Below are 22,902 nucleotides of genomic sequence, written 5' to 3' on the forward strand. Positions count from 1 at the left end.
ACGAGGCTGGGATAAAAATTCCGACCTCGTTTTTTGCTAGCAATAAGTTTTTGACACTGAGACTGATTAGGCTTTCCAATTCCAAAGAGTTCTTTTGAAAAAGACTTCATCTTCTCTATCTCAACCTTTAATTTCCTTTAACTGGAATTTCTTTGATAACTCGTGCTGGGTTGCCTGCCAGAACGACATTATCGCCAAAAGATTTAGTAATGACAGCTCCTGCTCCTGCAACAACGTTATCACCTAGTGTAACACCTGGAAGGACAATAACCCCACCACCTGCCCAGAAGTTCTTGCCAATTGTAATTGGTTTTCCAAATTCTAAACCTGAATTTCGTTCATCTGGATCCAGCGGATGAAGAGGTGTTAAAAACTGACAATTAGGACCAATCATGGCATTATCACCAATGGTAATAGGACAAACATCCAACATGGTTAAATTCCAATTGGAATAAAAATTTTCTCCCAGATGAATATTGACCCCGTAATCTACCATCAAGCGAGTGTTGATGTAGAGATTTTCACCAGTAGAACCAAACCATCCTTTGATTATTTCCATACCTTTTACTGGGTCGACCTCTTCATTAAAGGAGGCTTGCTTTTGTCGTGCTGTTTGTGCTAGAGCACGAAGTTCTGGGTCGAATGGGTGATAGGGTTCTCCCGCGATCATTTTTTGATATTCTGTTTTCATGTTATTTCTTTCTTGCTTGTTTTAGATGATTGTAGCATAGTTTTGAATCTAGAGCAAATTATAGTGAAATGAAATAAAATCAGAACAAATTTACTAGAGCAGTTAAGTCAATTTCTAGCATTTTTTAGAATTCACAGTGTACTGTTTTGTATTTGATCTACTATAAAACACAAGTCTAACCTTAAATAAAAAAAGCGAGCAAAGCTAGTTTTCTGACAATCAGAATTCTGCCTTGTTCGCTTTTTTATCTAGTGGATCCTTCTTAAAAATCTATAGTAAATGATTAATCTTTTCATCTCAGATCTTAAGTAACATCTACTTATTCACTTACTTCAACAGTCTCAACGACTTCTTCTACAGTCGTATCTACTGAAACTTCTTCTTGAGAAGATGCTAGGTAAGACTCTTCATTGATAGCTTGTGGTTCAAGGTTTCGGTAACGTGCCATACCTGTACCAGCTGGGATAATCTTACCGATGATAACATTTTCCTTAAGTCCAAGGAGATGGTCTTTCTTACCACGGATAGCCGCATCTGTAAGGACACGAGTTGTTTCCTGGAAGGAAGCCGCTGACAAGAAACTATTTGTTTCAAGTGAGGCTTTGGTAATTCCCATAAGGACTGGACGACCTGTCGCTGGTACTCCACCTGCGATGAGAACGTCCTTGTTAGCATCTGTAAAGTCATTGATGTCCATAAGAGTTCCCATGAGAAGATCTGTATCTCCTGGATCCATAACACGAACTTTACGGATCATTTGACGAACCATTACCTCAATGTGTTTGTCACCGATTTCTACCCCTTGGCTACGGTAAACTTTTTGTACTTCACCGAGGAGGTAAGTTTCAACTGACAAGACATCACGTACAGCAAGGAGACGTTTTGGTTGGATTGAACCTTCTGTCAATGCTGCACCACGAGAGACTTGGTCCCCAACTTCAACACGCATACGAGCTGTAAATGGTACCACGTATTCGCCTTCTCCAGTTTCACCTTTAACGAAGACTTTCTTAGTACGAGTTGATGCATCTTCTTCGATAGCGGTAACTTGTCCTTTGACCTCTGTGATAACCGCTTCCCCTTTAGGATTGCGGGCTTCAAAGATTTCTTGGACACGAGGAAGACCCTGAGTGATATCGGTATTTGAGGCAACCCCACCCGTGTGGAAGGTACGCATTGTAAGCTGTGTACCAGGTTCCCCGATAGATTGGGCAGCGATTGTACCAACTGCTTCACCGACTTCGACCGCATCACCAGTCGCCAAGTTGATACCGTAACAGTGACGGCAGACACCATGACGAGTGTTACATGTAAATACAGAGCGGATAGTCACTTCTTCCACACCAGCATTGACAATTTCACGCGCCTTGTCTTCTGTGATCAATTCATTTGGACCAATGATAACTGCACCAGTTTCTGGATGTTTAACAGTTTTCTTAGTATAACGACCATTGAGGCGCTCTTCAAGAGACTCGATCATCTCTTTTCCTTCTGCAATAGAGCGGATCAAGAGACCACGATCTGTTCCACAGTCGTCCTCACGGATGATAACGTCTTGGGCAACGTCAACCAAACGACGAGTCAAGTAACCTGAGTCGGCTGTCTTAAGGGCCGTATCGGTCATACCTTTACGAGCACCGTGAGTTGAGAAGAACATTTCGAGTACTGACAAACCTTCGCGGAAGTTTGAAAGGATTGGCAATTCCATGATACGTCCGTTCGGAGCAGCCATCAGACCACGCATACCGGCAAGCTGTGAGAAGTTTGAGATGTTACCACGGGCTCCAGAGTCCATCATCATAACGATAGGGTTCTTAGGATCTTGGTTAGCAATCAAACGTTTTTCAAGTTTTTCACGGGCAGCACGCCATTCAGCTGTTACAGCATTGTAGCGCTCGTCGTCCGTAATCATACCACGACGGAATTGTTTTGTGATTTGTTCTACACGTTTGTGTGATTCTTCAATGATTTCAGCCTTGTCATCAACGACTGGGATATCGGCAATACCCACTGTCAATCCTGCAAGAGTTGAGTGGTGGTAACCGAGGTTCTTCATGCGGTCAAGTAGGGCAGAAGTTTCTGTCGTACGGAAACGTTTGAAGATTTCAGCGATGATATTTCCAAGGTTTTTCTTCTTGAATGGAGGGTTAAGTTCAAGATTGCTGATTGCTTCCTTGATATCTCCACCAAGTGGCAAGAAGTATTTAGCTGGAACGCCTTCTGTCAAGTTGGCATTGTTTGGTTCTTGCAAGTATGGTAGACCCTCTGGCATGATGTCGTTGAAGAGGATTTTACCAACTGTTGTAAGCAAGACTTTATGTTTTTGCTCTTCTGTCCATGGTTTGTTGAGGCTGTCTGTTGCAATACCAACACGTGAGTGGAGGTGAACATAACCATTGCGGTAAGCCATGACTGCTTCGTCACGATCTTTGAAGACCATTCCTTCACCTTCACGACCAGCTTCTTCCATGGTCAAGTAGTAGTTACCCAAAACCATGTCCTGAGATGGAGTAACAACTGGTTTACCATCTTTAGGGTTCAAGATGTGCTCAGCAGCGAGCATGAGGATACGAGCTTCTGCTTGGGCTTCTTCTGAAAGCGGTACGTGGATGGCCATTTGGTCCCCGTCAAAGTCGGCATTGTAGGCTTCACAGACAAGTGGATGCAAGCGAAGGGCTTTACCGTCAATCAAGACAGGTTCAAAGGCTTGGATACCCAAACGGTGAAGGGTCGGTGCGCGGTTCAAAAGCACTGGGTGTTCTTTGATAACTTCTTCGAGGATATCCCAGATACGCTCATCTCCACGTTCTACCAAGCGTTTAGCCGCTTTAACGTTTTGCACGATATCACGTGCAACGATTTCACGCATGACAAATGGTTTAAAGAGCTCGATAGCCATTTCACGTGGCACACCACATTGGTACATCTTAAGAGTTGGACCAACGGCGATAACAGAACGTCCTGAGAAGTCAACACGTTTACCGAGCAAGTTTTGACGGAAGCGTCCTTGTTTACCTTTGAGCATGTGGCTCAATGATTTCAGTGGACGGCTACCTGGTCCTGTAATTGGACGACCACGACGACCATTGTCAATCAAAGCGTCAACCGCTTCTTGAAGCATACGCTTCTCATTTTGAACGATGATACCTGGTGCGTTCAACTCAAGCAAACGAGCCAAACGGTTGTTACGGTTGATAACACGACGGTAAAGGTCGTTCAAGTCAGATGAGGCAAAACGGCCACCATCCAACTGCAACATTGGACGAAGATCTGGTGGAATAACCGGAAGGATGTTAAGAATCATCCATTCAGGTTTATTTCCAGACTTGTAAAAGGCATCCAAAACATCCAAACGACGGATGGCTTTGATACGTTTTTGTCCAGTTGCTGTCTTCAATTCTTCTTTGAGTTCAGCAATTTCTTTTTCAAGATCTACTTGTTTCAAGAGGTCTTGGATAGCTTCGGCACCCATTTTAGCAACGAATGATCCGTAGCCATATTCACGCAAGCGCTCACGATATTCACGCTCTGTCATGATAGATTTGTGCTCAAGTGGTGTATCCTTTGGATCAATCACCACGTAAGCAGCAAAGTAGATTACTTCCTCGAGGGCACGAGGGCTCATATCAAGGGTCAAGCCCATACGGCTTGGAATTCCCTTGAAATACCAGATATGAGATACAGGAGCTTTCAACTCGATGTGTCCCATACGTTCACGACGAACTTTTGTACGCGTTACTTCAACACCACAACGGTCACAAACAATCCCTCTGTAACGAATACGTTTGTACTTACCACAAGCACATTCCCAGTCTTTTGTAGGACCAAAGATGACTTCGTCGAATAGTCCTTCACGTTCTGGTTTCAACGTACGGTAATTGATTGTTTCAGGTTTTTTGACTTCTCCATAAGACCATGAACGGACTTTACTTGGAGAAGCTAGTGTGATTTGCATACTTTTAAAACGATTTACGTCAACCACTATTTCTTCCCTTTCTATTCTAAGTGAGCTACTTATTCTTGTTCAGTAGCTTCTTCTGTTGCTTCCGCTTTTGCACCTTCTTCAGCTTCAAAAGCAGCTTTTGCTTCTTCAGCAGCTTTTTTACGTGCTTTTTCAAGGTCATCTACGTGGATGACATCTTCGTCCATGCCCTCGTCAAGATCACGAAGTTCAACTTCTTGATCATCTTCGTCAAGGACACGCATGTCAAGACCAAGTGATTGCAATTCTTTAACAAGAACTCGGAAGGATTCTGGAACACCTGGTTTTGGAATTGGTTTTCCTTTTGTAATAGCTTCATAGGCTTTCAAACGTCCGTTGATATCGTCAGACTTGTAAGTCAAGATTTCTTGAAGGACATTTGATGCACCATAGGCTTCAAGCGCCCAAACCTCCATCTCACCGAAACGTTGTCCACCAAACTGAGCTTTACCTCCGAGTGGTTGTTGGGTAACGGTTGAGTATGGTCCGACTGAACGAGCGTGCAATTTATCATCAACCATGTGGTGGAGTTTGATCATGTACATGACTCCAACTGACACACGGTTATCAAATGGTTCACCAGTACGTCCATCGTAAAGGATCGTCTTGGCATCGCTATCCATACCTGCTTCTTTAACAGTTGACCAAAGATCTTCTGAACTTGCTCCGTCAAAGACTGGTGTTGCGATGTGAATACCAAGGGTGCGAGCTGCCATACCAAGGTGGAGCTCCATAACCTGACCGATATTCATACGTGATGGCACCCCAAGTGGGTTCAACATGATGTCGACTGGAGTTCCGTCTGGAAGGTAAGGCATGTCTTCTACAGGAACGATACGAGATACAACCCCTTTGTTTCCGTGACGTCCGGCCATCTTATCTCCAACCTTGATTTTACGTTTTTGAGCGATGTAAACACGAACCAGCATGTTAACACCTGATTGCAACTCATCTCCATTTGCACGTGTGAAGATCTTAACATCACGAACAACTCCATCGGCACCGTGTGGTACACGAAGGGAAGTGTCACGAACTTCACGAGATTTGTCTCCGAAGATAGCGTGCAAGAGACGCTCTTCAGCTGAAAGATCTTTTTCACCCTTAGGTGTTACTTTACCTACAAGGATATCCCCTTCTTTAACCTCAGCACCGATACGGATAATACCCATTTCGTCAAGGTCTTTAAGGGCATCTTCACCAACGTTTGGAATTTCACGAGTGATTTCTTCAGGCCCAAGCTTTGTATCGCGAGTTTCTGATTCGTATTCTTCAAGGTGGACAGATGTGTAGACATCGTCTTTGACCAAGCGTTCGCTCATGATAACGGCATCCTCGAAGTTGTAACCTTCCCATGTCATGTAGGCAACGATTGGGTTTTGTCCAAGCGCCATTTCTCCATTTTCCATAGAAGGTCCATCTGCGATAAAGTCGCCTTTTTCTACAACGTCACCAACTTTAACAAGCGTACGTTGGTTGTAGGCAGTACCTGAGTTTGAACGACGGAATTTTTGGATATGGTAAACATCCAATGAACCATCTTCACGACGAACTTCTACCTTGTCAGCATCGGCATAAGTAACTTTACCATCATACTGAGCAATTACAGCCGCTCCAGAGTCATGGGCTGCTTGATATTCCATACCAGTACCAACGTAAGGTGCTTTTGGATCAATCAATGGTACAGCCTGACGTTGCATGTTGGCACCCATGAGGGCACGGTTGGAGTCATCGTTTTCCAAGAAAGGAATACATGCTGTCGCAACGGCAACTACCTGTTTTGGAGAAACGTCCATGTAATCAACACTTGAAGCTGGGTATTCTTGGTTAACCCCTTGGTGACGTCCCATGACAACTTTTTCAGCAAAAGTGCCATCTGCGTTCAATTTAGAGTTAGCCTGTGCTACTGTGTACTCATCTTCTTCATCGGCTGTCAACCAAACGATTTCGTTAGTTACTTTTCCAGTTTCACGATCAACCTTGCGATATGGTGTTTGAATGAAACCATACTTGTTGAGGTGCCCGTATGAAGACAAGTTGTTGATCAAACCGATGTTTGGTCCCTCAGGTGTCTCGATTGGACACATACGACCATAATGAGTGTAGTGCACGTCACGCACTTCATATCCAGCGCGGTCACGTGTCAAACCACCAGGTCCTAAGGCAGACAAACGACGTTTGTGTGACAACTCAGAAAGCGGGTTGTGTTGGTCCATGAACTGTGACAATTGAGAAGAACCAAAAAATTCTTTGATTGCTGCAGTTACTGGACGGATATTGATAATTTGTTGTGGTGTTAGTACTTCGTTATCTTGAACAGACATACGTTCACGAACGTTACGTTCCATACGTGAAAGTCCAAGACGCACTTGATTGGCAAGCAATTCACCAACAGCACGAATACGACGATTTCCAAGGTGGTCGATATCATCCACACGACCAATACCTTCTGCTAAGTTGAGGAAGTAGCTCATCTCAGCCAAGATATCTGCAGGCGTTACGATACGAACCTTGTCATCTGGATTTGCATTACCGATGATAGTTACAACACGGTCTGGATCAGTTGGTGCAACAACCTTGAATTTTTGAAGAACAACTGGCTCTGTTACTACAGCAGCATCATTTGGAATGTAGACAATCTTGTTCAAATCGCCATCCAAATGGCTTTCAATGCTCTCAATCACGCTACGAGTCATGATTGTTCCAGCTTCTACCAAGATTTCACCAGTTTCAGGGTCTACCAATGGTTCAGCAATTGTTTGGTTAAGCAAACGTGTTTTAACATTGAGTTTTTTATTGATTTTGTAGCGACCAACTGCAGCCAAGTCATAACGACGTGGGTCGAAGAAACGAGCTACAAGCAAGCTACGTGAGCTTTCAGCAGTCTTAGGCTCACCTGGACGAAGGCGTTCGTAAATTTCTTTCAAGGCTTCGTCTGTACGAGAGTCCATTGGGTTCTTGTGAATATCTTTTTCAACAGTGTTACGAACAAGATCGCTGTCACCAAAGATATCAAAGATTTCATCATCGCCTGAGAAACCAAGCGCACGAACCAAGGTCGTAAATGGAATCTTACGAGTACGGTCGATACGAGTGTAGGCGATGTCTTTTGAGTCGCTTTCAAGTTCCAACCAAGCTCCACGGTTAGGAATAACAGTTGAACCGTAACCCACTTTACCATTTTTGTCTACCTTGTCATTAAAGTAAACACCTGGAGAACGCACCAACTGTGATACGATGATTCGTTCACCACCGTTGATGATGAAAGTACCCATCTCAGTCATGATTGGGAAATCACCAAAGAATACTTCCTGTGTCTTGATTTCGCCAGTTTCTTTGTTAATCAAGCGGAAGGTTACAAAGATAGGTGCTGAGTAGCTAGCATCGTGGATACGAGCCTCTTCAAGCGTATATTTAGGTTCTTTGATTTCGTAGCCAACAAATTCCAACTCCATTGTGTCTGTGAAGTTTGAAATTGGCAATACATCTTCAAACACTTCCTTCAGACCATGGTCTAGGAAATCTTTGAATGAATCAGTTTGAATTTCAATCAAATTTGGTAAGTCAAGAACTTCTTTGATTCTTGAAAAACTACGACGGGTACGATGTTTCCCGTATTGAACGTCATGTCCTGCCAAGATGATTCTCCTTTTTAAATAAAGTTCCAAGCTTAGTGATCTAAGCTAGTAATTATCGTTAGATGGTTCTAAAAACCCTATCAACTTATCCCCCTCGACTAATTTTCAGAATCTTTAAATCTTTGTTACAAAGGTCGAAAAAACTGAAAAAAAGCACAAAAAGAGCAGCTAAATCCGACTTTTTCAGGAGATTTAACTGCTGTGAGCCTTGTCCGGACAATATTTCAGACAAAACCTACGACAAATGATTATTCATATTATACCTAATTTTCTTTGATTTTTCAAGGGTTTAAAATATTTTTCTCTTCCTCTAATCCGTTAATTATCTATATCTTTCTTTGAAAAATCAAGTCCATATTTAGGAAAACGCTTGCCTTAACTATTCCCTCATGCTATACTGTTATTGAAATTAATAGACAGGAGACATTTTATGAAAACAGCTAAAACCACTGTTACAATCGTTTCTGCACTTGCATCTGTCATCTTATTGACCAGCTGCGCCACAAAATCCACAGAAACACAAACATCCGCTAATAACTCATCTGACAATCAGATTACAATGACTTACGACCAACTACGGTCTAGAGAAAATACCATGTCAACTCTCTGGTATCAAAAAGCGGCCGAAACAAAAGCCTTGTATCTACAAGGCTATAATGTTGCTACAGATCGTCTAAAGGAATTACTGAAAACAGAATCAGACAAGCCTTATTCGATTGTTTTGGACTTGGACGAAACGGTCCTAGATAACAGTCCTTATCAAGTTCAAAATGTCAAAGATGGAACAGCATTCACACCTGAAAATTGGGATGTTTGGGTCCAAAAAGCTGCAGCAAAAGCCGTCCCAGGTGCTAAAGATTTTCTTCAGTTTGCCGATCAAAACGGTGTCCAAATCTACTATATTTCTGACCGTTCAGTCGACCAAGTAGATGCTACCATTAAAAATCTAGAAAGCGAAGGTATTCCTGTACAAGGACGTGATCACCTCATGTTCCTAGAAAGTGGTGTAAAATCCAAAGAAGGTCGTCGACAAGCGGTTCAAGAAAAGACAAATCTTGTGTTACTATTTGGTGATAACCTTGTAGACTTTGCAGATTTTTCTAAGACTTCTGAAGCTGATCGTGACAAACAACTTGAAGAATTGCAAAAAGAATTTGGTGAAAAATTCATCATCTTCCCAAATCCAATGTATGGATCATGGGAAACAGCAGTTTACGGTGGTAATAAACTAGATGCCAAGGGACAAGTAGAAGAACGCGAAAAGGCTTTACAAGGCTTTGACAAGTAATGAAAACTTGGTATTCAATAAGGCCATAAGTACAAAAAGAAGTGCAAAAGCTCTTTAACTGACAAAACTCAAAAAAGCGGACAAGAGAGGATTCTGATAACCAGAAAACTTTCCTGTTCGCTTTTATCATGTGAATCGTATCTTAATGAGCCAACATTTCTTGGGCGATTTCTTGACCAGATAAATTCTCTGGATAGTAGGTTGCCCAGTTATCCATTTCTTCAAAGAGGGCTTCCTGGCTAGTGCCTCCAAAGAAGATATGGAAATGCTCTGCCTTGACTGGTGCGATATTGTGGTCGCTAAACTGAACATACTTAAATTGTCCAGCATCCGCATCTGTCGCTTCAAAGAGATAACGAACTCCTCGATTCCCTTTCTTATAAGTCAAAATTTTCTTGCCGACATACTTGTATGTATATTTCTTACTTTGATCACCTTGGATGAATTCCATAGTGTTATCCGTGATATTAATCTTAGATACATCGGTTTGATAGCCCTTTTGATAGTAGGCTTTGTATTCATCCTTGGTCATTTTACCAGTCAATTTAGCCTTGTAGTCAAAGACTTGATCTAGAGTACCATCTTCAAGGAAAGGATAGACTGACTGCCAGTTGCCAGCATAGTCACTTAAGGTACGATCCTTGACATCTGTATCCTCAAAGTAACCATTTTGAACGGTTTTAGTTTCCTCTGCTTTTTCTGGTTCAATTTCTGCCCCTGCCTGGTCAGTTGTTTGCTTGAGGGCCTTGAGATTTTTCTCCATGACAGAGATATAGTTTTCTCCAGCTTTCATGTCCTCTTCGGTCAAGCTTTCCAGAGGATTCAGAACGTCTAACTTAACTCCTGTTTCTTTTGAGAGAGTATTAGCTAGGGCTTGTGAGGCATTTTCTTCAAAGTAGATATAAGAAATCTTGTTTTTCTTGATATATTCGGTCAATTCTGCCAAGCGGCTTGCTGAAGGCTCCGCATCTGGGGAAAGACCTGAGATAGAAACTTGATTGAGTCCGTAGTCTAAAGCTAAGTAACGAAAGGCAGCGTGTTGAGTCACAAAACTCTTTTGTTTTGCACTAGAAAGTCCTTCAGTATAGGCCTTGTCCAAGGCTTGTAGTTTTTCGATATAGGCAGCTGCATTTTGCTCGAAAGTCGCCTTCTTATCTGGATAGTCAGCTGAAAGACTATCACGAATGTACTCTACAAGCTTAATGGCACGCGCAGGAGACAACCAAACATGAGGGTCATACTCGTGATGATGACCTTCTTCACCGTGATCATGGTCTTCCTCTTCTTCACTTCCTGGAAGAAGCAACATATCACCAGTCGCCTTGATTGTTTTTACTTTTTTCGCATCTAGTGAATCTAAAAGCTTGGGAACCCATGTTTCCATGTTCTCATTTTCATAAACAAAGGCATCAGCGTCTTGGATTTTAGCAACTGCCTTAGGCGATGGTTCATAATCATGTGGTTCTGTCCCTGCCCCAATCAAGAGCTCGACATTGGCTGTATCGCCTGCTACTTGTTTGGTAAATTCGTAGACAGGATAGAAAGTTGTGACAATATTTAATTTTCCGTCTGCCTGTTTTTGATTGGAACAAGCGACTAAGAATAGTGTCACAAGACTTGCCAAAAATAGGCCTAGTTTTTTCATTTTCTTCTCCTATTTGATAAAACGTTTGAGTAAGCTGACTAACAAAAAGACAACTACAAAGATAATGGTAATACTTGCACTCGGTGGTGTTTCTGCATAATAGGATATATAAAGTCCTGCCACCATACCTAGAAAACCAATAACGCTGGCAAGAATCATCACCGAACTAAAGTTCTTCCCTAAACGCAAAGCAATACTTGCTGGCAAGACCATGATAGTTGATACCAAAAGTGCTCCCGCAGCTGGGATCATGAGAGCAATAGCCACACCCGTTACCATATTAAAGAGAATTGACATGGTACGCACTGGAAGACCATCGACAAAAGCTGTATCCTCGTCAAAAGTTAGAATATACATGGGTCTTAAAAAGAGGAAGGTCAGGATTAAAACAACCGCTGCAATGATAAAGAGCCCAATTACCTGCTCTTGACTGATAGTCACGATAGAACCAAAGAGGTATTGGTCCAAACTCATAGAGCTAGAACTCTTCCCCTTACTCATAACAATGAGTGAAACTGCAAGTCCTGTAGACATGAGAATAGCTGTCCCAATCTCCATAAAGCTCTTGTAAACCGTACGGAGATACTCAAGGAATACAGCCGCAATCAAGACAATGACAATGGTTGAGATGGTTGGAGAAATCCCCAAAACCAAACCAAAGGCCACCCCTGAAAGCGAGACGTGACTGAGAGTATCACTCATAAGGCTCTGACGACGCAAGATGAGGAAGGTTCCCAGTACTGGCGAAAAGAGACTCATGGCAATAACTGCCAAAAAGGCCCGTTGCATAAAATCATAAGAAAATAGATTAAGCATGGTCCACCTCCTGGTCATTTTCATGGACATTGAAACAACGCCATGGCGAATTTTGGTCACGAACAAGGTGGATATTGCGATCTGCGTAATCCTTGACTTCTTCAGGATCGTGAGTAATCATCAAAACAGCCTTGCCATGATGGTGGGCACTATGGTGCATGAGCTCATAAAATTCATTCTTGGTACCTGCATCCATCCCTGTTGTCGGCTCATCCAAGATAAAGATATCTGGATCTGAAGCAAACATACGTGCAATGACCGCTCTTTGCTTTTGCCCACCAGAGAGAGAACCAATGCGTTTATCCCGATGTTCCCACATACCAACTGAGTTTAAACTAGCCTTAATGTGTTCTTCATCATGGGCATTCAAACGACGGAACCAGCCCTTTCTTGGGTAGCGACCTGATTTGACAAACTCATAAACAGTACTTGGAAAGCCCGCATTAAAACTGGCGATCTGCTGGGGAAGGTAGGCAATTCTTAATTTTTTCCCATGAATATTTGTCTTTGAGATGGTTACTTTTCCAATTCTCGGTTGTAAAATACCTAGACTGGCCTTGATAAGAGTGGTCTTTGCTGCTCCATTTTCCCCAGTAAGGGTGACAAATTCCCCACTATCAACACTGTAATTGATGTGCTCAAGCACAGGTTCCTTGTCATAATAGAAGGACAAATCCTCTACTGTGATGTATCTCATTACTTGATTTCTCCTACTAAAGCAGTTAAAAACCGCTGGATAATTTTTTGTTCGTTTGGTGTGAACTGAGTGGCAACCTGCTCATAAGTTGAGAGGGTATGTTCATGATGATGGTGGTGTTCCTCAGCAATCGGTCGAGCCAAGTCTGTCAATTGATAGAAGACAACGCGAGCATCCTTAGGATCCTTAGATGTCTCCAACATCCCCTCCTTAATCAGGGATTTGATAGCCTTTGTAACGGCAGCTTGACTAACATTGAGACGACGCGCCAACTCAGAGTTGGTGAGCGACTCCTCTGATAAAAGCATGAGAATATGCTCCTGGGTATTGGTCAAGGCTACATCACTGGTACAATGACCAATGAGAATTTCATGCTGATTTTCCGCCTTGAGAATAATCTCATTTAAAAAATGATCGATATCTTTTGCCAACTGTCTCATGATTTGCTCCTTTCTCAGAACGGAATTTCTATAAATACAAGGTTTTCATACTCTTCAAAAATCAAATTCAAACCACGTCAGCTTCGTCTTGGCGTACTCAAGTACAGCCTGCGTCTCGCTTCCTAGTTTGCTCTTTGATTTTTATTGAGTATCACACCATTCCTTTACTAGTTAAGTATATCACATCCAAGCAAGGAGTCAAGAAAAAAGATGAAAACACCTGAGATGTTTTCATCTTTTAGAATTATTTTTCTTGTTTACGGCTAGTCCAGAGGGCTGTCGCTCCAAGAATCATACCCAATAGCATCATGAAAATAGATTGTTCACTACCTGTATTTGGAAGTAGTTTCTCTGAGACTACTGTTTTCTTAGCAAACTTATCTGCAACCTTATAATCAACTTTTACAGTAGAAGGTTGAGTCGGTTTTGTTGCTTGGTCTTCTACTGGTTTAGCTGGATCTTGCTCTTTACCTTCTTCAGGAAGTTTAAATGTTTTTGAGTCCACAGAAATCGTGCGTGAGTTTGGATTTACCTTTTCATACTGAATCAAATCAGCTGTTTTAAGGTAGTCTTCAAAGGCAGCATCCATTGAAGGCCCTTCTTCTCTAGCTCCACCAAGCATGGTATAACCATCACCACCTGCTGCAAGGAAGTCATTGGTTGCTAGGTAGTAGACTTTAGCCAAATCTAGTTTTTCATAAAGACCAGTCGCACGATTCTTAACTTGAATAGCCAAGACACGTTTGCCTGCAGCTAGGTTTGTATCGTAGTAGACCTTGGCTCCTGAAATCTGTAAGAATCCACCACTTGGTTCTAGCAATGGTTGACCATTTTCATCCAAGACAGTTTTTCCTGCCTTATCAACCTGCAAGATAGAGCCGAGTGATTTTTCAAACATATCCAGAACTTGCTGACCAGTTACTTGAATTTGTGAGATTGTGTTCCCAAATGGTAGAACCGCAATGACATTTCCTTTTGTAATTGGCTTATCTTTGGCAATCGTTTCACGCAAGCCTCCACCATTTGTTACAGCGATATCTGTTGGATGACTAAATCCTGTTTGACCATACTGGTAGAGAGAATCTGCGACGACATTTCCAAGGTTTGTCTCGCGGACACGGACATTTTCACGGTCACCGTTCAATTCAACTGGACTATTTGAAACAACCTCTATAGCATTTTCAGCGTCATACTTTTGTTTGATGTCCTTGACAAGTTTTTCAATTTTTGGATTAGCTTCCAATTTCTTAGCATCTGCAGCTGCAATGAGTGAAGGATTCCCCAATAATTGGCGAGATTTGTATGTGATTTTACCAACGTTATGGAGATAGCTTCCTGTCTGGTTGTAAGTCACATTGTCACCATAAGTAGTCGATTCTACTGTATGAGAGTGACCATCAATAACAGTGACACGCTTACCTTTCAAAAGAGGATTTTTTGAAAGTGCTTCTGCAAGTGTTGAACCGCGCCATTCTACTGGTGTTGTTGTATCAACTCCCAAGTGAGCAAGGACAACATAGTGTTTGTAGTCTTTGCCTTCTGCCAAGGCTTTAGCTTGAATTTCTTCGATAACCTTGTTAACCTCTGCAATAGGCTCTGTAAAGGTTACACCTGTAACATTTTTAGGGTGGGTCTTAGTAGCTGTTTCAGGCGTTGTTACACCGATGACGACAAATTCATCACCTTCAACATCCTTATTCTTATCAACAATTGTTGCCGCTTCAAATAAACGAGCTCCATTCACATAAGTATTTGAGCTAAGCAGTGGGAAGTTCAAAATTTCTTTATATTTTTTAGCTTCGTCAAATTCAAAGTCGAACTCATGATTTCCTACAGCCATAGCATCGTAACCCATCTCATTTAGGATTTTGGCACGAGCTTCACCCTTTGTAGAGTTTGAAATCGGTAAACCTTGGAAAGCATCACCTGCATCCACCACTAGAGTCGTTTGTTTGCCCTTTTCGCGCTCCTTCTCAATAACTGTAGCGAGTTTGGCATCTCCGATTACTCCTTTTTCTTCTACGATACGACCATGAACGTCATTGGTATGCAAGATAACAGTATCTTGTTCTTCTTTTTGAGGTGCAGCTTCTTCAGCTGGCGTTGCCGGACTTGTAACAACCTCAGGAGTCGCTGTCACTACTGGTGCTTCTGTAGTGCTCACAACTTCTGTAGCTTCTGAAGAACTAGTATTTTCTTCAGCATAGACCTGTCCAGCTAAAAAGGCTGGAGCTAATAGGGCTGTCGATAGGACAGGCAACAAAAAACGTTTATTCATATTGAAATCCCTTTCTCTTCTTTCTTCTACCATTATACGCTATTTAGCATCATTTTAAAACTTTTAACCTTTTTTAGGGCAAGCTATCTGACATTTCATAAAAAAGTCTGAACAAAAAGTTCAAACTCCTTTTCTATATTATTGAAAATCTTTAATATTCCCATCGTAATTTGCCCAATCCTGGCTAAAGAAGCGGTCATTCATTTGGTAACTAGGAGCTGTTGTCGGATTGCTCAAAAAGGGATTTACCACCTTATCAAACGCCAACCAGCCCAACCAACCGATATGAATCGTATCCTTAACAAAGTAGGGATCTCCACCATTTTTTGAAAAGTCAGCGATATTGGTGAAACCCTGACTTTCCAACTGGTAACGAATTTTTTCAATAGAGTGTTGATACATTTCTTCGCTCAAACCTGTATAGTTCATCCATTTTTGATTGACAGGTTGAAAGACAAAGAGCACATTAACCTTAGACTTGGCAAATTGATCAAGTACTAGCTGCAAATCATTGTACTCAGTTGATTGGAGAAAGTTATAATTCTTTTGATAGCCTTCTAAATTTTTTAAGTCCTTCTTAAGTTGAGTGGTATAAAAATGGTTATCCATCCCCAAATCATTATTGGTCGTATTTTCTTCTGCATCCTTACGTGCAATATTTTCCAATTCTTCATAAGAAAATTGGTCTGGGAGACTGCTCAAATATTTTTCAATATGATCTTTGTACTTTAATCGACCATGAATGGAGAATTGACCAAAAAGAGCAGCTTGTCTTTCATTGAACTCGGCAGAGAGATTAACCATCGTTTGATCAAAGTCTGACAATTGTTCATTATTGGCCAGCTTCTCAACAATCCCCTTCATCGGTACTCTTGGATTTTTCTTCAAGAGTCTAGTGGCCGCATATTGAGCAGCCAGATCTCCGGATTGATTTTCCAAAAAGGCCGTCAACTGGTCATTGTTAAAAAAGCTTTGAAAAGTAGGCGCATCATGCTCCTCTTTTGTAAACCATTGTGGAGAGATTACAAATACCGCTTGTTTGTTTTCAAGCTCAGATGTGATTTGTTGTAGTCCAAAGTACTGACTAAGAGAAGCTGCTCCTGCCTGCCCCATAAAATAAGGACGATAGGAGCGATTATACTTTTCAGCTAATACTCCTGGATGCATGCTATCAAAACGAATCCATTCACTCGAACCCAAAAAGGGTATAAAACGCATATCAGGATCCGTAAGAGCTCTTACTTTTTGACTTCTTTCCTTAAAGCTTTCTGCACTTATCGAAGCGGCAGAGTATTTTTCCTCCATGAGATTATGACTTGGACTACTTGGATAGAAACAGATAAGAAGGCACACCAGCAAGCCCGCTACAAAGACAGGCCCGAAAATCAGCCACAAGCGTTTAAGCATTCTTTAACTCCGTAATCCCTGCTACGATTTTATTAGCTGTATTCCAGTCATCACGACCAAATTCTGTAACTGGGACACGAATATCAAAGCGGTTTTCGATTTCCACAATTAATTCAACTGTCCCCATACTATCCAAGACACCTGCATCAAAAAGATCCTCATCCATCATGTCAGAAACATCTTCCATAAACAATTCATCAATAATTTCAATAACTTCTGATTTGATATCCATTTTTTAATTCCTTTTATTTTTTAAACCATAAATCATTCAAAAATCCAGAGAAGATTAAGAATGAAACCATCACGACATGGAAGGTTATCACCATGCCAAGCAACTGAACCCAGCGATTCTCAGGCAAGGGAGCTTGCCCTGCTTTCTTACGTTCTTTATTGAGCGTTTTTTTCTTTCGAACCCAAGCATCATTAATGACTAAGCCCACTCCATGAAAGAGTCCGTAGGCGATGTAAAACCAAGTTATCCCATGCCAGAACCCCATAAGGAGCATGTTCAGGATATAGGCGACACTTGAAGTCACATTTCGATTCTTAAAGAGCTTCTTTCTTGTCATCACCATGACCATGCGCATAAAGACAAAGTCACGGAACCAGAAGGATAAACTCATGTGCCAACGATTCCAAAACTCCTTCAAATCCCTTGATAAAAAAGGTTTGTTGAAGTTAATCGGACTACGAATCCCCATCAGATTTGAAATAGCTAGAGCAAACATGGAATAACCCGCAAAGTCAAAGAAGAGCTCCAGACCAAATGTGTACATGACTGCAACTACATAGTAGTTAAAGAAACCGCCTGTTTGTAAAGCTAAATTCTTTAGCGGTGGCAATAAAATCTCGCCTAAAATATGAGCTAGGATAAATTTATACAGAAATCCCCACATGATATACCGAACGGATTCGGCTAGCATATCTAGCAACTCATCGCGCTCTGGTATCGTCTTATAATTTTCATTAAAACATTTGAAACGATCAATAGGACCACTTGAAAATGTTGGCATAAAGAGAAGAAAACGCAAATACTCCCACATCTTCAAATCCTTAATGACTCCATCTCGAAGTTCGATGATGATTCCTACCGAACGAAATGTCAAATAAGAAATTCCCAAAAATCCAAGCAAAGACTGCGTTCCATTGATAGCAGGCTGCACCTTGACAAAGATGATGGGAAGTAACGACAACAGACTAACGAGATAGAAAATCCATTTGCCATCTCGAATTTTTCGATACTGCTTGTAAAAAAGAACCAGTACAATTTGCCAAATTAGATAGATTCCTAAGGCAGCTATTTGATTAGTCTTGCCACCCGTCAACATGGTAACGATAAAGAAGAGACTAACCAGTATTTCATACCAGGCAAAACGTTTTTTGAAAAAAAGACCGATAAAGATTGGCAAGGTAGCAGTAATCACGTACAAAAAGTACTGCGGATTCCCATACGGCTCAATATGAGGCAGCTGTTTCAGGAAATCCATCATCTATTATTCACCTCGTTAATTAATCCTTTGATATCAATCTTGCCATTTGGAGTCAGTGGCAATTCCTCTCTGTAAAGAAATTTAGATGGCATCATGTAAGACATCATAATATCTTCCAAGTCTTCCTTGATAGCTTTCGTGATATCAATTTCGCGCTCAAATTGTTCTTTGACGCCATCTTTTAAGATAACATAGGCCAAGAGATTTTGGACCTTGTGGTCTTTGTTGTAACGTGGAACTGCAACAGCAGATTCAACGTACTTGGATTTGTTCAAGTTTTGAGAGACATCCTCTAGTTCAATACGATAGCCATTAAACTTGATCTGGAAGTCCATCCGTCCACCGTAAAGAAGAAGACCTTCATCTGTCATAGTTCCAACATCTCCAGTGTGGTAGGCTGGCAAACCTTCAAATTCGAAGAAAGCTTCAGCTGTTTTCTCTGGATTATTCATGTAGCCTTTTGAAACAGCTGGACCAGATATGATGATCTCCCCTTGTTCTCCGTTTGGCAGTTTATTGCCCTCTTCATCGATGATAAAGGTTGGTGAATCAGGTTTGGTGTAGCCAATCGGAAGACGTTTCAAGGTTGCCAACATCTCATCTGTAATAGCGACTGCTGACAAAGCAACTGTTGCTTCCGTTGGACCGTAAGCATTGATGATGCGTGCATTTGGGAAACGCTCGCGCAATTTCTGAGCAGTTTTAACTGTCAACTCTTCCCCATCAAAGTAAAAATGGGTAATGCCTGGCATCTTTTCAGCATTGAAATCTTCAGACAACATGGCCATATCTGCAAAAGATGGTGTTGAAGTCCAGATAGAAATTGGAAGTGAAAAGATAGTCGCAAAGAGCTGCTTAAAGTCTTGAGTAATGGCTGATGGGAGGGCAAAAAGCGTTCCTCCAAGAGCCAAGGTCGGTGCCCAGTACATGACAGACAAGTCAAAAGAATAGGGTGGTTGCGCCAACATTTGTGGACGATCTGGCGTCGCAAATTCCTTGTCCGTAATCATCCAGTTGGTAAAGCTGAGCAGATTATCATGCGAAATTTGCACCCCTTTTGGTTTTCCAGTTGTCCCTGAAGTAAAGATGATGTAGTAGTTATCATCTCCTTTTACTGAATGCATGATGGTATAGCTGGAACTTCGAGAAAAGGCTTCATGGACTTGCTCTAAATTCAGTATTGGTATACTTGTCTGCTCTAATGGAAAATCTGAAATAGCAATAATCAAGCTCGGTTCTGCTACTTCTACGATAGCGGAAACTCGTTCTAAGGCTGAATGGCTATCGATGGGAATATAGGCATGACCTGACTTGGTCAGGGCCACAAAGGTAGCCAACATTTCATACTCCTGACCACCAAAAACGACTACTGGAGATTTTTCAGGTAATCCTAGCTGATCAATGGTTGCAGCCAAACCATCTGAATCAGCCTTTAAATCACCATAAGTGTGCTCTTGCCCTAAGACATTGTATACTGGAAAGGTAGGTTGAGTTTGGGCGAAATATTCAATCGCTTCAATCATATCTTTTATCGGCTTATTAGACACGATGATTTTTCTCCTTTAAACTAAAATTCATTGTAAATAAAGCTTCCCTGACTTTGTCCTAGGTAACTAAAAAAGTAAAGCAAACCAAGTAGAACAATAAAATACAGGACCGTTTGTCCTAAAAAAACATAGATTGGTTTCTTTTTATCCATAATTAACTTCTTTTTGTAAATTTTCAATAATTTTATGCAAATATACAATTACTATTTTTTCTTGTTCCCATTTTACCACTTTATTCCCTCTATTTTCAACTGTTTACCATTTTTAGAAAGCACATTTTAGCTTATTTTAAGACAAGTTAAAATATTAATATTTCGCCCCCCAAAAAACAACAAAGTTTGAGAATGGATTCTCAAACTTTGTTACAAATAGCTCTTTTATCTTAGAAAAGTAAGAATACAAGCACGGCCAAGGCTGCACCGATAACAGGTCCCACAACTGGAATCCAGGCATAAGACCAGTCTCCATCTCCCTTGTTTGAAATTGGCAAGATGCTGTGCATGATACGAGGGCCAAGGTCACGAGCTGGGTTCAAGGCATAGCCTGTTGTCCCACCTAGTGATAGACCGATACCGACAATCAAAGTTCCCACTGCAAAGGTTCCGATACCAGGCTGAAGGTCATAAAGCCCCAAAGCAAAGATTGTCAACACCAAAACAAAGGTTCCAAGGATTTCACTGCTCAAGTTAGAAACTGTATCCTTGATGGCTGGACCAGTACTGAAGGTTGCCAGGATATTGCCTGCATTTTCTTCTGCATCATAATGTGGTTTGAATTGCAACCAAACCAAAATCTGACCGAGCATGGCCCCTGCGAACTGGGCTAGGATATAAGGGAATACTGATGCCCAGGGCAGGCCACCTTTTAAGGCCACACCAATGGTCACAGCTGGGTTTAAATGAGCTGGACTGAGCTTGCCAGACACAAAGGCTGCGACAGCAACGGCAATCCCCCAACCCATAGTGATGACAATCCATCCTGAATTGTTACTCTTAGTTTTGGGAAGAACCACACCTGCAACAACACCATTTCCTAGAAGAATCAGGATTAAGGTCCCCAAAAATTCTCCAAATAATTCTTTCATCATATCTTTGTCTCCATTTAAAAGAAGGAGAGAGAAAGCAAGGAACGCTTGTCTCCCTCTCTTCTAGTTTTTCTTAATTTTTTAATTCTGCTAAATCGTTGTTAGCAAGAGCTGCTTCGACATCCGCACGGTAGCCTGCTTTTTCATCTTCTGTCCAGTCATAGAATCGTCCCATTTCATCCAAAACTGGCTCAACGATGCTGTCCAAGCTATCACGCATGAAAAGCATGTGGTTGGTACGACGAAGGAGGAAGTCAACTGGGCTAAGAGCCAACTCATTGCGCATTGCATAGTGAAGAGACAAGGTGTCCGCCAAGCTGAGTCCTGGCGCTTGTTCCAAGCTGTGAGCAAGGGCAAAGACTTTCGGTGCATTTGAACCGTAAAGATTTGCCAGATAGTGAGCTTCCTTGCTATCCAATCCACGTGAAACTCCAAGTTGCGCAAAGGCTTCGATTTCTGAGTCCACATTTGCTGGGTTCAATTCCCCACCTGAAACAGGGTAAGTCTTAGAGTTGATGAGTTTAAAGCTGCGATCAAATTCTGCTTTAAGGATATCAACCACGCGCTCCATAGCCCCTTCAGCCATCTTACGGTAGTCTGTGATTTTACCACCAGCAAGGGTCAAAAGGCCATTGTCATCACGATCCAAGCTCGAACCACGAGAAACTGCAGATGGATCCAAATGTTTCTCAGAGGTACTGCTTTCAAGCTTGCTGACAGCAGACTCAACATCTTCACGCGTTTTTTCTTTCGATAGATAAGCTTCGACAGTCGCAATCAAGGTATTGAAGCTTTCATCGCTAATAGTGCCGTTATTTCCTCCATTGTAGTCAGAAGCGCTATTACCTGCAATCAATGGACGAAGACCTGCCCAGCTGCTTTCGATATCATCAATGGTAATGTTAGCTTCTGGGAAGCGGTTGTTGACAATGCCAAGTAGATAATCTACATCTTCCTGAGTCACTTTTGGATGTTCCAAATCACCTGTGTAGTCTGTATCCGTTGTACCAAAGTAAGTCTTGTTTTCACGTGGGAGAACAAAGACCATACGACCGTCACCCAAACCTGTGTCAAAGTAAACTGGCTGTGACACCTTGATCTTGCTTGAATCCACTACCAAGTGAACTCCCTTAGTTGGACGCATTTGTGAGAATTGTGTTCCCTTATTAGACAAATTGCGCACCTTGTCGCTCCAAGGACCTGTTGTGTTGATCACCAGACGGGCCTTGATTTCAAATACTTGGTCTGTCAACAAATCACGAGCTACAACACCTGTAATCTTGCCACTTTCGTCAAAGAGGAAGCCTTCTGCCTTGACATGGTTGGCAATGAGGGCACCGTCTTGGTTGGCACGTTTGATATTTTCAATCACGAGACGCGCATCGTTGTTACGGAAGTCAAGGTAAACCCCACCTCCTACCAAGCCTTCTTTCTTCAAGTTTGGCTGGCGTTCCAAAACTTCTTCCTTGCTCAAAACTTTGTTAGCAGCTGGCGTGTTATTAACTCCTGCTAAAAGGTCATACAAGTCCATGGCTACTTTGAGACGGAAGAGGCTAAAGGTCGCTCCATCCTCATCGTAAACTGGCAAGAGCATTGGATCTGGTTTTGGAATGTGTGGAGCAATTTGTTGAACCACTGCACGTTCTGAAACCGTATCTGATACTACTTCTACGTCAAATTGCTTAAGGTAACGAAGACCTCCGTGAACCAATTTTGTTGAACGGCTAGATGTTCCTTCTGCGAAGTCCTGCATTTCGATCAAACCAGTTTCAAGACCACTAGCTGCCGCCTGCAAGGCTACACCAGCCCCTGTGATTCCTCCACCGATAATCAAGAGGTCCAGGGTGCGTTCCTGCATTTTTTTAATTGATAATTCACGTGTTTTCTTTGAAAATTCCATAT

Annotated in this window: 16 protein-coding genes; 1 reads left to right on the forward strand and 15 read right to left on the reverse strand. The window is 41.9% G+C overall.

The features are described from left to right. Positions 1–127 precede the first annotated feature (127 nt). From QM917_RS09050 to QM917_RS09060, 3 genes are all read right to left on the reverse strand, one after another. Positions 128–691, reverse strand: coding sequence for a sugar O-acetyltransferase (locus tag QM917_RS09050; RefSeq protein WP_414274006.1), 564 nt, complete (start codon positions 689–691; stop codon positions 128–130). Positions 692–1,010: 319 nt separating this feature from the next. Further along, positions 1,011–4,673 (reverse strand): DNA-directed RNA polymerase subunit beta', encoded by a 3,663-nt coding sequence (gene rpoC, locus QM917_RS09055; RefSeq protein WP_414285503.1) that lies wholly within the window; start codon positions 4,671–4,673, stop codon positions 1,011–1,013. A 32-nt stretch (positions 4,674–4,705) separates the two neighbouring features. Next, a complete protein-coding gene (locus QM917_RS09060) occupies positions 4,706–8,308 on the reverse strand; it encodes a DNA-directed RNA polymerase subunit beta (protein ID WP_075232379.1) in 3,603 nt (1,200 codons plus the stop codon). 430 nt (positions 8,309–8,738) lie between these two features. Between QM917_RS09060 and QM917_RS09065 the strand changes: the two genes are divergently transcribed. Then, on the forward strand, positions 8,739–9,596 hold the full coding sequence (locus tag QM917_RS09065; protein WP_223339512.1) for a 5'-nucleotidase, lipoprotein e(P4) family: 858 nt from the start codon (positions 8,739–8,741) through the stop codon (positions 9,594–9,596). Between the two features lie 142 nt (positions 9,597–9,738). On the opposite strand, the gene QM917_RS09070 is transcribed toward QM917_RS09065, so the two are convergent. The 12 genes from QM917_RS09070 to glpO all read right to left on the reverse strand — a co-directional run bounded on the left by QM917_RS09070 (position 9,739) and on the right by glpO (position 22,900). Next, positions 9,739–11,241, reverse strand: coding sequence for a zinc ABC transporter substrate-binding protein AdcA (locus tag QM917_RS09070; RefSeq protein ID WP_414285504.1), 1,503 nt, complete (start codon positions 11,239–11,241; stop codon positions 9,739–9,741). A gap of 9 nt (positions 11,242–11,250) precedes the next feature. Continuing rightward, positions 11,251–12,057 carry a metal ABC transporter permease gene (locus tag QM917_RS09075; protein WP_414285505.1) on the reverse strand — a complete coding sequence of 269 codons (807 nt, stop codon included), beginning with the start codon at positions 12,055–12,057 and terminating at the stop codon, positions 11,251–11,253. Then, complete coding sequence (locus tag QM917_RS09080; protein ID WP_414285506.1) at positions 12,050–12,754, reverse strand: metal ABC transporter ATP-binding protein; 705 nt, start codon at positions 12,752–12,754, stop codon at positions 12,050–12,052. Before QM917_RS09080 ends, QM917_RS09075 begins: the two co-directional genes overlap by 8 nt. Then, positions 12,754–13,194 (reverse strand): zinc-dependent transcriptional regulator AdcR, encoded by a 441-nt coding sequence (gene adcR / locus QM917_RS09085; protein ID WP_414276601.1) that lies wholly within the window; start codon positions 13,192–13,194, stop codon positions 12,754–12,756. Before adcR ends, QM917_RS09080 begins: the two co-directional genes overlap by 1 nt. Before the next feature lie 244 nt (positions 13,195–13,438). Further along, complete coding sequence (gene nt5e / locus QM917_RS09090) at positions 13,439–15,472, reverse strand: cell surface ecto-5'-nucleotidase Nt5e (RefSeq protein WP_414285507.1); 2,034 nt, start codon at positions 15,470–15,472, stop codon at positions 13,439–13,441. A gap of 138 nt (positions 15,473–15,610) precedes the next feature. Beyond that, positions 15,611–16,879 (reverse strand): D-alanyl-lipoteichoic acid biosynthesis protein DltD, encoded by a 1,269-nt coding sequence (dltD, locus tag QM917_RS09095; RefSeq protein WP_414285508.1) that lies wholly within the window; start codon positions 16,877–16,879, stop codon positions 15,611–15,613. Next, on the reverse strand, positions 16,872–17,111 hold the full coding sequence (gene dltC / locus QM917_RS09100; RefSeq protein ID WP_000351968.1) for a D-alanine--poly(phosphoribitol) ligase subunit DltC: 240 nt from the start codon (positions 17,109–17,111) through the stop codon (positions 16,872–16,874). The genes dltD and dltC overlap by 8 nt, the downstream gene beginning before the upstream one ends. A gap of 13 nt (positions 17,112–17,124) precedes the next feature. Beyond that, the gene (gene dltB, locus QM917_RS09105) at positions 17,125–18,369 is read right to left on the reverse strand and encodes a D-alanyl-lipoteichoic acid biosynthesis protein DltB (protein ID WP_414285509.1); all 1,245 of its coding nucleotides are present in this window, start codon (positions 18,367–18,369) and stop codon (positions 17,125–17,127) included. Beyond that, the gene (gene dltA / locus QM917_RS09110; protein ID WP_414285510.1) at positions 18,366–19,916 is read right to left on the reverse strand and encodes a D-alanine--poly(phosphoribitol) ligase subunit DltA; all 1,551 of its coding nucleotides are present in this window, start codon (positions 19,914–19,916) and stop codon (positions 18,366–18,368) included. The genes dltB and dltA overlap by 4 nt, the downstream gene beginning before the upstream one ends. A 20-nt stretch (positions 19,917–19,936) precedes the next feature. Beyond that, a complete protein-coding gene (locus QM917_RS09115) occupies positions 19,937–20,068 on the reverse strand; it encodes a teichoic acid D-Ala incorporation-associated protein DltX (protein ID WP_000358457.1) in 132 nt (43 codons plus the stop codon). Between the two features lie 230 nt (positions 20,069–20,298). Continuing rightward, entirely contained in the window at positions 20,299–21,003 is a 705-nt protein-coding gene (locus QM917_RS09120; protein ID WP_414285511.1) for an MIP/aquaporin family protein, read from the reverse strand. A gap of 70 nt (positions 21,004–21,073) precedes the next feature. Then, positions 21,074–22,900, reverse strand: a complete 1,827-nt coding sequence (gene glpO, locus QM917_RS09125) for a type 1 glycerol-3-phosphate oxidase (protein ID WP_414285512.1) — start codon at positions 22,898–22,900, stop codon at positions 21,074–21,076. Between the last annotated feature and the right edge of the window lie 2 nt (positions 22,901–22,902).

This window comes from Streptococcus infantis, from assembly GCF_047460685.1.
In the GTDB taxonomy this organism is placed as follows: Bacteria; Bacillota; Bacilli; order Lactobacillales; family Streptococcaceae; genus Streptococcus; species Streptococcus infantis_AD.

Excerpts from the sequence above, each read along its gene's own strand:
- QM917_RS09050 (WP_414274006.1), bottom strand. The coding sequence starts at position 691 with ATGAAAACAGAATATCAAAAAATGATCGCGGGAGAACCCTATCACCCA.
- QM917_RS09065 (WP_223339512.1), top strand. The coding sequence starts at position 8,739 with ATGAAAACAGCTAAAACCACTGTTACAATCGTTTCTGCACTTGCATCT.
- QM917_RS09070 (WP_414285504.1), bottom strand. The coding sequence starts at position 11,241 with ATGAAAAAACTAGGCCTATTTTTGGCAAGTCTTGTGACACTATTCTTA.
- QM917_RS09075 (WP_414285505.1), bottom strand. The coding sequence starts at position 12,057 with ATGCTTAATCTATTTTCTTATGATTTTATGCAACGGGCCTTTTTGGCA.
- QM917_RS09080 (WP_414285506.1), bottom strand. The coding sequence starts at position 12,754 with ATGAGATACATCACAGTAGAGGATTTGTCCTTCTATTATGACAAGGAA.
- adcR (WP_414276601.1), bottom strand. The coding sequence starts at position 13,194 with ATGAGACAGTTGGCAAAAGATATCGATCATTTTTTAAATGAGATTATT.
- nt5e (WP_414285507.1), bottom strand. The coding sequence starts at position 15,472 with ATGAATAAACGTTTTTTGTTGCCTGTCCTATCGACAGCCCTATTAGCT.
- dltD (WP_414285508.1), bottom strand. The coding sequence starts at position 16,879 with ATGCTTAAACGCTTGTGGCTGATTTTCGGGCCTGTCTTTGTAGCGGGC.
- dltC (WP_000351968.1), bottom strand. The coding sequence starts at position 17,111 with ATGGATATCAAATCAGAAGTTATTGAAATTATTGATGAATTGTTTATG.
- dltB (WP_414285509.1), bottom strand. The coding sequence starts at position 18,369 with ATGATGGATTTCCTGAAACAGCTGCCTCATATTGAGCCGTATGGGAAT.
- QM917_RS09115 (WP_000358457.1), bottom strand. The coding sequence starts at position 20,068 with ATGGATAAAAAGAAACCAATCTATGTTTTTTTAGGACAAACGGTCCTG.
- QM917_RS09120 (WP_414285511.1), bottom strand. The coding sequence starts at position 21,003 with ATGATGAAAGAATTATTTGGAGAATTTTTGGGGACCTTAATCCTGATT.
- glpO (WP_414285512.1), bottom strand. The coding sequence starts at position 22,900 with ATGGAATTTTCAAAGAAAACACGTGAATTATCAATTAAAAAAATGCAG.